We start from the raw sequence: 12,377 nt of genomic DNA on the forward strand, positions 1-12,377 counted from the left end.
GTGGTACTCAAAATTACTTATTATACATTGATAATATTAGGAAGGGAGTGCTAACTAAATGAGAGTTTTTCCTTGTTCTTAGTCTATTGACTTCGTTAAATTTAACTTTTTTAGAAAATCCGGTATTTGATATGATAAATGTAGCATTATATTCTGCAATTAAAAGAAGCGTTTCAGGACGGTTGTTGGTTTACATCATTCAGTTTTTTGCTTTAGCTTTATATGCGCGTTTATTTACCCCGGAAGAGTTTGGGGTTATCGCATCAATTCAAGTTTTTGTTGTTTTTTTTCAAACTATTGCTGATATAGGCTTTGGACCTGCAATTATCAATCAACGTAAGTTTGATGAGAATCAACGAAATGGTGTCTTTACCTTTACAGCCCTATTTGGTTTTTCTTTAGCTATCGCATTTTACTTATTTTCATTCATACTGAATGTGTTCTATGGCGGCTATGACTATCAAAATATTGCAGCGATAGTTTGCGTATCAGTGTTTTTTAATTCCTTAAACATTGTGCCGATGACCGCTATGAATAAGGATGTGAAATTTTTACGTATAGCAATGAACGATGTATTGGTGGAGATTTTTACTTTTTTTGTAGTTTATTCTCTGTCTAATTTAAACATTGGTGTGTTAGCCCTTGCATCTCGCTCAGCTGTACAAGCAGTATTAAGGTTCTCTTTTACGTGGCTATCATCAATAAAAACTAGTATAGGTAGACCAAAGTTTGGCATTGAGTTATATCATATAAATTCAATATTGGGGTTTTCATTGTATCAATTTGGATTTAACTTTATTAACTACTTTTCTAGGAATTTAGATAATATTTTGGTTGCAAAGTATTTTGGTATGAATTCTGTAGGAGTATATGAAAAATCGTATCAATTGATGAGGTATCCATTGATGGTAACTACATTTGCTATGACACCTGCAATCCAGCCTATTTTGACAAGATACAGATCTGACATATGTATGATTATAAGAGAACATAATAAATTAACATCCAGGTTGTTAGCGTTGGCTCTTCCTGTCAGTTTTTTCTTATATATTAATAGCAAAAATGTTACATTAATTCTCTTTGGAGAACAATGGTCGTCTGTTATACCTCTAATTGAAATTTTTTCTTTTATCATTCCTTTACAGGCTGTATTATCAACCTCGGGGTCTTTTTTTCAGGTAATGAATAAGCCTAATTTGATGTTTATTTCAGGAGTAATATCCGCAGTTATAAACGTCTTAGCAATATCTGCAGGTGTTTTCTTGGGCGAAACAATATATGTGGCTTTATGTTTAGTAGTATCTTTTAGCATCAATTTTTTTCAAACATACTTCATATTATTCAAATTTTGCTTTGAGCATAGCTCTGTGGATTTTTATTTACGTTTAGGTAAGACTGTTTTAGTTATGCTTCTCCCTATTGCAGTATACATTATAATAAATAGTACGATAATTGTTGATTTTAACATGTCTATTATCTTCGATATTCTAGCGAATGCCATTTGTGGTGTGTTTTCATTAATCATATTTTTAAGTTTGATAAAAAGAAAAATCATTGAAGATATATAGGTCCATATTATTATATGTAGTCTATCTTTTATGTCTCAGATGTTAAAAATTGAAGTTTACTACAATTATCAACCTCAATTATTTAAGGTATAGGCATTAGATAAAGATATTACATAATTGGAATTATGCCATTTCTTAAACCCTTGATACGAAGGGGGGGGAATCAAATTATTACAGATTTAGAGTCGTTCATGAATTTAACTTAGAACATGGATAAAGCTATAGGAATGCTTAGGCTTTTGATATTGAATATAATGACCATCTTGGGGTTTGTAGCTATTTCTTATTTTATTGAGTAATAACTCGGTTAAAATAAAACTCGTTAAGTATTAAGTCTCGGGATGATGGGAATTATGTTATCAAAAAAACGGATTATAAAAAACGTTCACATATGGTTTGAACTATTATCTATTTATAAGTTTGACTATTAGAGAATGGATCTTCAATGAATTATATTTGAATTTTTTCGAAATCAATTTTTCAGATGTATAAATTGAATTGTAACTTAAGGTGTAGTTATGAAACTAGTATCGGTTTATATACCGACCAAAGACCGCCACGACCTTCTTGAACGGGCTGTATTATCAGTACTTAATCAAACTTATAAGAATATAGAGTTGATTATTGTTAATGATGGAGGTGCAAGTGTTAAGACGGAAAGGTTGAAGCCTTACTTCTCTCTTTTTAAATCCTGTCAGATTATTGAACTTGATCAATCAGTAGGGGCTCCAGCTGCTAGGAATATTGCAATTGAAAATGCAAATGGATATTTTATTTCTGGCTTAGATGATGATGATTACTTTTTGCAAGATCGGATTAGTTATTTCGTTGAGGAATGGGATAATAAATATGCATTTCTTTCTGCTAGAACCAAAATTGAAGGATATGATAATTTTAACTTTATTAAAGATGCAATTATAAGAAAAAAAAGAGTTTTTTCCTATGAATCATTTTTTGATGAAAATGTGTCCGGTAACCAAATTTTTACTTTAACAAAGCGCCTAAGAGAAAACAAATTCGATGTGTCTTTACCAGCGCTACAAGATTTTGAATTATGGTTTAGATTAAGTAAAGTGCATGGTGAATTTTTAAGTTTGAAGAAAAGAACACAAGTTATTGATATAGGACATGGCTTGTCTAGAATAACAAACTTAGACAGAAGAGATGCTGCATTGCAAAAAGTAATAGATAAACATCAACTTGGCATTGATGACTTCAAGTGTTTGAGGTTGTACTGGAAAGTGGAATTTGGTATTAATCTATCTTTAAAAGATTGTTTGTTTTTGATCGAAAAGTTAAGATTCAAATTGCTTTTTGTTAGTTTTTTTAGGAAGTTAATGAATACTGGCTCCTTAGGTTGATCTTATATTTTTGTGGTTAGTTATGGAAAATGTTAGTTTTTTTATACCCCAATTAACACTTGGGGGCGTTAGTTCAGTGACAAAGAAAATAGCAAAGGGTATTATACCAAATGTTAAGAATGTTTATATATTAACATTGAAAAAACCAAGTTATGAATCCCTATATAGTGTGCCAGAGGGTATAAGAGTTATCACTCTATCTAATTTCTTTTCTTTCTGTAAAGTATTGAAAAAAAGTAAGATGGTTTTCCCTCCATCGTATCATTCTGTAATACTATCGTTAATGATTTACATGTTCTTTGGTAAAAAAAGTGTTTTTATTTTTGATCGATGTATTTCCTCTTTGATAAATGGTGGGCTATATTCAAAGTTGTATTACTTTTCAATGAAACTACTTGTACCAATATCGTGTCGTATTGTTTTTACATATAAGCTTGCATTCGAAGAGTTTAAAAATCAATATTCTAGCCACAAACATAAGGCGGTATTAATTTATTACCCTGTTGACGAAAACTTCTTTTCTGCAAACTCTAATACAGGAGTTAATAAGAATATAGACATATTATATGCAGGGCGCCTTGAAGAAGAAAAAGGGGTTATTTATCTGATCAAAGCGATTGAAATTATACAAAAGAAAAACTCAGATATAAAATTAACAATTCTTGGCTCTGGTTCTCAGTCTGTTTTTTTGCAAGACTATTGTAAGATAAATCATATAAATAATGTGGATTTTATCGGTGAGGTTAATAATGTACATGATTATATGCTCAGATCCAAAGTGTTTGTATTGCCCTCAATTTCGGAAGGTTGTGCTAGTGTCATTAAGGAATGTATCGTCTCAAACCTTCCAGTAGTAGTGACAAGTGTTGATACAGGTGGGCCACAAGAAGCAATCGGCCATGGTGAATTTGGAGAAATCTCGGAGATAAAGTGCCCACAAAGCTTGGCAGTAAATATAGAGATCGCATTGAATAAGCGTTATAATCAAGATTTTAGAAGTTCAGTGATGGTTACATCTAGAGTTGAATATGCAGGCCAAAAATATATAGAGTTGTTAAGATTATGAAAACGCTATTAATCATCCCCTACATCGGTAAGTTAAATATTGATTCGTTAGAGTCGCTTAAATCGTTGTTAAAAAATAGTTTCATTGATGTGTTGCTGCTTACAGATGATGAAGACTTTCTGACGACAAAGTTGGAAAGTAATAATTTAAAAACTACTTATATAAACTTACAGGCCATCGATGAGTTGCTTTTAAAAAAGCTAAATGTTGGAGTAAGTTTAAAAAATCCTTATAAGTTGTGTGATTTTAGACCTTTCTTTTGGTTGGTTTTTCAAGATTTTTTTGATATTGCAGATTATGACTATATCGGGCACTGCGATTTAGATGTTTTATATGGAAATTTATATCCATACTTTCACTCTGATTCTAATAGTTTATTACCAAATGTAATCGGAGCTAATGGTCACTTTTGTGTGTATGATCGTAAAGTTCGAGAACTATTATCTTCAAAATTGGCTAATAGAGATATCAACCGAATTGTCTCGATGATTTTCTCTTCAAATAAATGTTTTGCGTTTGATGAATTTAAGTTTTTTCATGTATTGCTAAAACATTTTGTAGCAAGAAATCAAGTTAAATGGGATAAGTCAATCTCAAATGATTGTGTCGATTTATCTTATTACAATGAATACCTCTATTGTAATAATCGAAAAGACTATATGTTAGAGTTTAATATTAAACAAGGTGAAATTATAAGTAAATTTCAACGTGGTGGTCACATAGAAGTACCTTACGTTCATTTTCAGAAGAGAAGAATGTCTAACCAGGTTAATTCTACTTTTTGTTCTAAAAAAGTCACTCGACTTAGGTCGTACCAGTATACCGCTAGAGTGTTATTGAAGCGGATAAAAGCAAAGCTATTTATTGAATCAACTTTACGTAAGTTTATTTATTCAAAAAGGTTTACTCGGTTACTATGAATAGAAAGACATTTATAGTTATATTATTATTGTTATCTTTGACTGGTTTGGTTTTGGGCTTTGGTCTTAAAGACTATGATCATTTACTAACGCGTAATGAACTTAGCCTTCATACATTGATAATTCAATTCCTTAACCCACCATCAATAATTTTAATTTTATTTAACCTATTGATAATTTCCTATGCACTTTCTGTTGTATGTAATAAAAATATAATATTGTTCGTACTGCTTATTATTAATCCATTCTTATTAACTAACACATTCGATGCTTATAATAAGTTTGCTTTTATTGTTTTTTTTCTATTGTTGGTCGAATATATTTCTAGTAAAAGGAGAAACTTTGTTTATCTAACATCTTTTTTCTCAATACTTATTCACCCGACATTAGTCTTTTCTAATTATTATTACTTATTCTCTTCAAAGAAAAATATCAAGTATTTATTATTGATTTGTTTTTTTATTTTGTTGTCTTTTTCCTTTATCCATGATTACTTATTAGAATATAGTGACAAATACCAATCATTTATTAATAATGATGGAAGTATGGCAAACTTGTATGATGGCAACACAAAAGTATTGAAAGAGTTCTCTGATTTTAATTTTCAATCTATTGTTGCTAGATTTATTGCTTTTATCTTTCCATTTGGTTTTATTATTGATAGTAGTATTATATTTTTAATTTTTGGATTCTACAACGTTGTAACTCTTGGTTTTCTATTTCTACAGTTACGATTTGAACATTTAATTACTCTTCTATTTACATATCTTGTGGTTGTAGTTGCTGTTGGTAATTTCGCAGTAGCTCAGAGGCACATGTTACCTATAATACTGTTTTTTGTAGTTATCAGTGATAGGAAACTAACGTTGAAGTTTTAACCTTACTTGGATTGAAAATTATTACCATCTAAAAGAATAAGTTAATATTTATTTTACAGAGTGATTGCTGATTAGAATCGATTTGCTTAATTCAATAATTATTCTATGTTTAATAGCTCTCCGCATAAGTTGAAATTGGTAGCAAATCTTGAAAATTAATTATTATGTTCAGTTGCTCAACCCTCAGCGACTCGACATTATGTATAATTTATATATTGATGATTACTCATAGAGTGATAATTTGGTTGTTAATTTTTACCATATGAGTAAAGAATCTATGTTTATTTAGGTGATATTTGTGTTATTGATAAGCGGAATTTTTAAAACACTTACTTTCCCTTTTTTAAGAACTGACGGTGCTGTAATTGGTATGTGAAATTAGAGGAGGTTGTTAGAAGAGTCGTATGAATACGTAGTGTCTATCTTTGTCATTATAGGCTATTTAGACGCTAAAGTCCAAATTCCTTAGCTTGCTGTTTTCAAAATTCTCGTGTTTGTTAGATTTTAATTTAGGTTTCTTATGGTTGTTGAAAACAAAAAAATACTATTTGTATTAACCCGCTCTGACGTGATCGGAGGTGCGGGAGTTCATATGTTTGAACTGGTTCGTGCATGTTTAAAGAAAGGCTATACAGTTAAAGTCGCAATTGGAGGTAAGGGACTTTTTTATCAACAATTAGTTGATAAGGGGATTGATGTCGTGTCGTTAGATTATTTGGTTAGGCCAATGAATGTGTTATATGACATCCTAGCGATTAGAGAGATCAATCATTTATTATTGGAGTATAAGCCAGACTTAATACATGCACACTCAGCCAAAGCAGGTCTTGTATCGAGAGTCTCGGGAAAAATAAATAAAATAAGAACAATATATACTGTTCATGGTTGGCCCTTTACTAATGGGATCGTCGGTATTAAGAAGTTCTTATTTCTGAATGTCGAGAAAGCTATGATGTTTTTATCGGATCGTATAATCACAGTTTCTCATTATGACCTTAGTTTGGCAAAGAAGCATAAATTCCCTCGTTGTGAATATATTGTTCCAATTCACAACGGAGTTCCTAGGCCTGAACTAAAAAGAGAAAGCTATTTTAAAAATGGCAAGTTGAATATGGTAATGGTCGCAAGGTTTGACAAGCAAAAAAATCAAGAGTTACTCATTCAATCTCTATCAGGGTTACTTGGAGATAACTGGACTCTAGACTTTATCGGTGATGGACCAAGCATCAGTTCTTGTAAGCAATTGGTCAAATCTCTAGGTTTAGAAAATAATATTAATTTTTCAGGATTTTCTACTGAAGTTAATAAAAAGCTCGTTGAGTCAGACCTTTTCTTATTAATATCCAACTGGGAAGGCTTACCTTTAACAATAATAGAAGCGATGGCACTGGAAATGCCCGTTATAGCCTCTAATGTTGGAGGTGTTTCTGAGTTGATTTCAGATGGGGTGAATGGCTTTTTAGTTTCTGAACAGAAAAGTATTACTGAAGCCATTAACTATTATATCGAAAATGGTAATAAAATTTTAGAACATGGTGAAGAGTCATTAAAATCCTTTAACAGTAACTTTGATGTTAATTTGATGTTGAGTAGGACGTTTGACGTTTACGAGGAAAAATTTTGATACTTTTAACAGGTTCATCTGGTTTTTTAGGCCGAGAAATATTATCCATTCTTAATCCTAACAGCGTTAAGGTTGTTAAAAGAGGGCAATCTAGCGTAATAGGATGTCAGGAGTCATACTCTATCGATAAACTAGATAGTAAAACAAATTGGAGTGGGGCTTTTAGTGGTGTTGATTGTGTATTGCATTTGGCAGCAGTCGCCCATAAGCATGACGAACTTAATACTACTTACGATGAGATAAATACACGTGGTACATTGAACCTAGCGCTGGCGGCTGCACATGCAGGCGTCAAACGGTTTGTATTTGTTAGCTCTATCGGCGTAAATGGTAGTACAACTAAGAACAATAAGTTTACTGTTGCTTCAAAGCCTAGTCCTCATAGCCACTATGCAAGATCCAAATATGAAGCTGAGGTTGGGCTTAAGAAAATTTCAGATGAAACCGGTTTGGAAATTGTGATTGTTCGACCGCCATTAGTGTATGGTCTAAATGCTCCTGGTAATTTCGGTATGTTAACTAAATTTATTCATAGATTTCCAATTTTGCCATTTGGTTTAGCTAGAAATCAAAGGGATTTTATTTCACTACCTAATTTGGCAGATTTACTTGTTGTTTGTACAAGTCACCCGAAAGCAGCTGGCCATACATTTCTAGCTAGTGATAATGACCCCGTTTCAATCAAAGAGTTAACCAATGCAATAGCTGACGGCTTAGGTAAGAGGGTTATCCAACTCCCAATACCGAAGTTTATTATGCATTTTCTAGGGAAGATGGCCGGAAAATCTACCGTTATAGATCAACTATTCGGTGATCTTCGGGTCGACTCCTCAAACTTAAGAGAAACCCTCGACTGGACACCTCCATTTACGATGAAGCAGGTTATGTCATCGTTACGCAACTCGGGAAAATAGACCAATATGATACGAACACTAGATTTTCTCACGGCTTTCTTCGGTTTGCTTCTCCTTTGGCCTTTGTTTCTTATAGTCACTATTTTAGGCTTTTCTGATACCGGGGCTCCAATTTTTGTTCAAGAGCGAGTTGGGCGCAATAAAAAGCCATTCAAACTCATCAAATTTCGTACTATGTCGGTGGAAACAAAATCTGTGGCTAGTCACTTAGCTAGTAATGCCTCGATTACTAAGCTAGGTGCATTTTTACGCAAGACTAAGATTGATGAACTACCACAGCTTATCAACGTCGTTAAAGGTGAAATGAGCCTAGTTGGCCCGCGTCCAAACTTGTTCAATCAAGAAAAGTTGATTAAAGAGCGTGATGTACTCGGCGTTTATGATGTATTACCAGGGATTACTGGTCTGGCGCAAGTACAAAATATCGACATGTCTACACCAGAGCTACTGGCAAAGACGGATAAAAAAATGATAGATACGCTGACTTTGAAAGATTACTTTAAGTATATTCTGATGACCGCTACAGGTAGTGGTTCTGGTGACGCAGTTAAGTAAAAGATATCATAGAACTTTATCTTTTTATTTATTTTAAATTATGAACATGTTTGGCTATTTATGAAAATTGCAATTGCCGGTACAGGCTATGTAGGCTTATCAAATGCGATGTTGTTGGCACAACATCATGACGTTATCGCAGTCGACATAGTCGAAAAGAAAGTTAAACTACTTAACGATAAACAATCTCCTATTATCGATGCTGAGATTGAAGACTTTTTGGCGAATAAACCTTTAAGCTTCACGGCAACACTAGATAAGCGTTTAGCTTATTCAAATGCAGAGTACGTTATCATCGCAACACCGACCGATTATGATGTTGAAACTAACTACTTTAATACCTCTTCGGTCGAGTCTGTAATTAAAGATGTAATGGCGATCAACCCAAATGCAGTTATGGTGATCAAATCTACCGTGCCTGTGGGTTACACTGCACGTATTAAAGAAGAACTGGGGTGTGATAATTTACTGTTTTCTCCTGAGTTCTTGCGTGAAGGTAAGGCGCTTTACGACAACTTATATCCTTCACGTATTATCGTGGGTGAACGTAGTGAAAGAGCTAAGATATTTGCTGACTTGTTGGTTGAAGGGGCACAGAAACAATATATTGATGTCCTGTTTACGGACTCAACAGAAGCCGAAGCGGTAAAGCTATTTTCTAATACTTACTTGGCACTGCGTGTATCTTATTTCAATGAGTTAGATACTTATGCTGAATCACATGGATTAGATTCTCGCCAAATTATTGAAGGGGTGAGCTTAGACCCGCGTATTGGTTCTCACTATAACAACCCTTCATTTGGTTATGGTGGTTACTGCCTACCAAAGGATACTAAACAACTGCGAGCGAACTACCAAGATGTTCCTAATGAAATCATTGGTGCAATTGTAGATGCGAACCGTACTCGGAAAGATTTTGTTGCAGAGTCAATTTTAAGCAAGAGGCCAAAACGTGTTGGTATCTACCGTCTTATCATGAAGTCTGGATCAGATAACTTCCGAGCATCGAGTATCCAAGGAGTGATGAAGCGTATCAAAGCAAAAGGTGTGGAAGTGGTAGTGTATGAGCCTGTTTTGAAAGACGATGAGTTTTTCCATTCAAAAGTCATACGCGATCTGCAGGAATTTAAAGAAAGCTGCGATGTAATTGTATCAAACCGAATGGTTGATGAAATTAGAGATGCTGCAGACAAAGTTTATACGCGTGACTTGTTTGGTTCTGATTAATTTTTATTAATGGTGTGCGACCCATTGGGAGGAGGGACATTCTTGAAGCCTAACTCTGGTCAATTAATCATTACCTTACGATATTACCAACTCAGGCGAGAGTTGAATGGTCGCTTAAAATCCTTTTTTGAAGTATCACTAAAATGCCTCAATAGGTTCCTGTTTGAGACTGTTGGGGCATTTGTTCACTATAAGTAAGCTTGCAGCGTGGTAAGATACTTTAATCATGGACTGGCTTTGTCTGTGAATGAACTTCACTTAGATATACTCTTTTAACATCCTCCTGGTACACATAAATACCAACAAATAAGAATAGATTTATGCAACGTCTAAATTTTATATGGCAGTTGTCTCGCCTACAAAAGCGGGTAATCAGTGTCACGATTGATACTTTCCTTATTCTCTTTGCTCTGCATATTGCATTGTGGACAAGACTCGGTAATTTTCAACTTTTGAATGATGGTGATAATTTATTACTGGCTGGCTTAACAGTAGTTACAACTGTCATCATTTTTACAAAGATAGGACTTTATCGCGCCGTTCTGCGCTACCTTACTTTTCAGGCACTGTTTGTGGTGACAGCTGGTGCCGTGTTGTCGGCGCTAGCATTGGCAGTCTTTGCTTATTATCTGCAAGAGCCAATCCCTCGTACCGTCCCTATTATCTATGGCGCTTACTTAGCGCTATTGTGTGGTGGCTCTCGTCTTGTAATTCGTAACCTTGTTGTCACTACGTCACCTTCGAAAGACTCACGTCAAGAAGTGTTGATTTATGGGGCTGGCTCTGGTGGTCGACAGCTCGCAGTTGCGCTTCGCGCCTCTGAAAGCTATCGTATACGTGCATTTATTGATGACGATAGAACCCTCACTAACACTGTTATTTTGGGGCTACCTGTTGTCGGTTTAGGTAAAACTCAAGCCTTGATTGATAAATATGATATTTCCAAAATATTACTCGCGATACCAAGTGCTTCTCGTGCACGTCGTAAGCAAGTTCTGGACTTGTTAGCGCCGTTACCTGTTGAAATCCAAACGGTACCAGACATGGCGGATATTGTGTCTGGCAAAGCAAAAATTGATGAACTGACCGATGTACCTATTGAAGATTTGTTAGGTCGCGATGCGGTTGCGCCTCAGCAAGTTTTAATGGAAGCTAACATCAAAGATAAAGTGGTGATGGTGACCGGTGCTGGTGGTTCTATTGGTTCAGAGCTGTGTCGTCAAATTCTAAAGCAACAACCTAAAACCTTGGTGCTTTTTGAAGTTTCTGAGTTTGGCTTATACCAAATTGATCGCGAGCTTTCCCAGTTGAAAGAAACCAAAGGTTATGATACTGAGATTGTACCGTTATTGGGCTCAGTTCAACGCTCACATCGCTTATTGACCTCAATGCAGTCTTTTGGTGTACAAACAGTTTATCACGCTGCAGCTTATAAACATGTCCCTCTTGTGGAGTACAACGTAGTGGAAGGCGTGCGTAATAATGTTTACGGCACTTACTATACGGCTAAAGCCGCTATTGAGGCCGGTGTCGAATCTTTTGTACTAATCTCGACAGACAAAGCGGTACGCCCTACTAACGTGATGGGCACCACCAAGCGTATGGCGGAATTAGGCTTACAAGCCTTAGCGCAGCAAGAAAACCAAAAAGAGAATGGTACTCGTTTTTGTATGGTTCGCTTTGGCAATGTTTTAGGTTCTTCAGGCTCCGTGATTCCGCTGTTTAAGAAGCAGATAAAAGCGGGCGGTCCATTAACGGTTACCCACCCTGACATTACTCGCTTCTTTATGACCATCCCAGAAGCTGCCCAATTGGTGATTCAAGCCGGCGCGATGGGTAAAGGCGGTGATGTGTTCGTGTTGGATATGGGAGAATCCGTAAAAATTACCGACCTTGCGGAAAACCTTATTAAGCTATCCGGCCTCTCCGTTAAGAATGAAGAGAATCAACACGGTGATATTGAGATTCAATTTTCCGGCTTACGCCCAGGAGAAAAACTCTATGAAGAGTTATTGATTGGCGATAATGTCGCGCGTACCGCTCACGAACGGATCATGACGGCGCAAGAAGTGTTCTTGCCGATTGATGAGTATGACACGCTACTTGAATCCTTAGACTTTGCTTGTCACAACCTAGAACATGAAGCTATTCGTAGGCTACTTCTTGATGCGCCGACCGGATTTTCGCCAACGGATGGGATTGGTGATTTGGTTTGGAATGCCGCCCTGTTGCAAAAAGAATTGGTTGAATAATAACAGGGCATT

10 protein-coding genes are annotated in these 12,377 nt (G+C 35.2%); all 10 read left to right on the plus strand.

What is annotated here, in order from left to right; translation table 11 throughout:
• The first annotated feature begins 131 nt into the window (after positions 1 to 131).
• The 10 genes from OCV56_RS01120 to OCV56_RS01165 all read left to right on the plus strand — a co-directional run bounded on the left by OCV56_RS01120 (position 132) and on the right by OCV56_RS01165 (position 12,365).
• Complete coding sequence (locus OCV56_RS01120; protein WP_086711871.1) at positions 132 to 1,568, plus strand: oligosaccharide flippase family protein; 1,437 nt, start codon at positions 132 to 134, stop codon at positions 1,566 to 1,568.
• Between the two features lie 518 nt (positions 1,569 to 2,086).
• Positions 2,087 to 2,929, plus strand: a complete 843-nt coding sequence (locus tag OCV56_RS01125) for a glycosyltransferase (protein WP_086711873.1) — start codon at positions 2,087 to 2,089, stop codon at positions 2,927 to 2,929.
• Positions 2,930 to 2,951: 22 nt separating this feature from the next.
• Positions 2,952 to 3,995 (plus strand): glycosyltransferase, encoded by a 1,044-nt coding sequence (locus OCV56_RS01130; RefSeq protein WP_086711875.1) that lies wholly within the window; start codon positions 2,952 to 2,954, stop codon positions 3,993 to 3,995.
• Positions 3,992 to 4,915, plus strand: a complete 924-nt coding sequence (locus OCV56_RS01135; RefSeq protein WP_086711877.1) for a DUF6625 family protein — start codon at positions 3,992 to 3,994, stop codon at positions 4,913 to 4,915. The genes OCV56_RS01130 and OCV56_RS01135 overlap by 4 nt, the downstream gene beginning before the upstream one ends.
• Positions 4,912 to 5,793, plus strand: a complete 882-nt coding sequence (locus OCV56_RS01140; protein ID WP_086711879.1) for a hypothetical protein — start codon at positions 4,912 to 4,914, stop codon at positions 5,791 to 5,793. The genes OCV56_RS01135 and OCV56_RS01140 overlap by 4 nt, the downstream gene beginning before the upstream one ends.
• Before the next feature lie 520 nt (positions 5,794 to 6,313).
• Positions 6,314 to 7,417, plus strand: a complete 1,104-nt coding sequence (locus tag OCV56_RS01145; protein ID WP_086711881.1) for a glycosyltransferase family 4 protein — start codon at positions 6,314 to 6,316, stop codon at positions 7,415 to 7,417.
• Entirely contained in the window at positions 7,411 to 8,331 is a 921-nt protein-coding gene (locus tag OCV56_RS01150; RefSeq protein ID WP_086711883.1) for an NAD-dependent epimerase/dehydratase family protein, read from the plus strand. The genes OCV56_RS01145 and OCV56_RS01150 overlap by 7 nt, the downstream gene beginning before the upstream one ends.
• 6 nt (positions 8,332 to 8,337) lie before the next feature.
• Positions 8,338 to 8,886 (plus strand): sugar transferase, encoded by a 549-nt coding sequence (locus OCV56_RS01155; protein WP_086711884.1) that lies wholly within the window; start codon positions 8,338 to 8,340, stop codon positions 8,884 to 8,886.
• Between the two features lie 60 nt (positions 8,887 to 8,946).
• Positions 8,947 to 10,113: a nucleotide sugar dehydrogenase gene (locus tag OCV56_RS01160; RefSeq protein WP_086711886.1), complete on the plus strand. Its 1,167-nt coding sequence runs from the start codon at positions 8,947 to 8,949 to the stop codon at positions 10,111 to 10,113.
• Between the two features lie 320 nt (positions 10,114 to 10,433).
• Positions 10,434 to 12,365 carry a polysaccharide biosynthesis protein gene (locus OCV56_RS01165; protein ID WP_086711888.1) on the plus strand — a complete coding sequence of 644 codons (1,932 nt, stop codon included), beginning with the start codon at positions 10,434 to 10,436 and terminating at the stop codon, positions 12,363 to 12,365.
• Positions 12,366 to 12,377: the final 12 nt, after the last annotated feature.

The sequence above is a fragment of the Vibrio gigantis genome, from assembly GCF_024347515.1.
Lineage (GTDB): Bacteria > Pseudomonadota > Gammaproteobacteria > Enterobacterales > Vibrionaceae > Vibrio > Vibrio gigantis.

What these genes read in the sequence shown, in the direction of transcription:
- OCV56_RS01120 (WP_086711871.1), top strand. Translation starts at nt 132, where the DNA reads ATGATAAATGTAGCATTATATTCTGCAATTAAAAGAAGCGTTTCAGGA.
- OCV56_RS01125 (WP_086711873.1), top strand. Translation starts at nt 2,087, where the DNA reads ATGAAACTAGTATCGGTTTATATACCGACCAAAGACCGCCACGACCTT.
- OCV56_RS01130 (WP_086711875.1), top strand. Translation starts at nt 2,952, where the DNA reads ATGGAAAATGTTAGTTTTTTTATACCCCAATTAACACTTGGGGGCGTT.
- OCV56_RS01135 (WP_086711877.1), top strand. Translation starts at nt 3,992, where the DNA reads ATGAAAACGCTATTAATCATCCCCTACATCGGTAAGTTAAATATTGAT.
- OCV56_RS01140 (WP_086711879.1), top strand. Translation starts at nt 4,912, where the DNA reads ATGAATAGAAAGACATTTATAGTTATATTATTATTGTTATCTTTGACT.
- OCV56_RS01145 (WP_086711881.1), top strand. Translation starts at nt 6,314, where the DNA reads ATGGTTGTTGAAAACAAAAAAATACTATTTGTATTAACCCGCTCTGAC.
- OCV56_RS01155 (WP_086711884.1), top strand. Translation starts at nt 8,338, where the DNA reads ATGATACGAACACTAGATTTTCTCACGGCTTTCTTCGGTTTGCTTCTC.
- OCV56_RS01160 (WP_086711886.1), top strand. Translation starts at nt 8,947, where the DNA reads ATGAAAATTGCAATTGCCGGTACAGGCTATGTAGGCTTATCAAATGCG.
- OCV56_RS01165 (WP_086711888.1), top strand. Translation starts at nt 10,434, where the DNA reads ATGCAACGTCTAAATTTTATATGGCAGTTGTCTCGCCTACAAAAGCGG.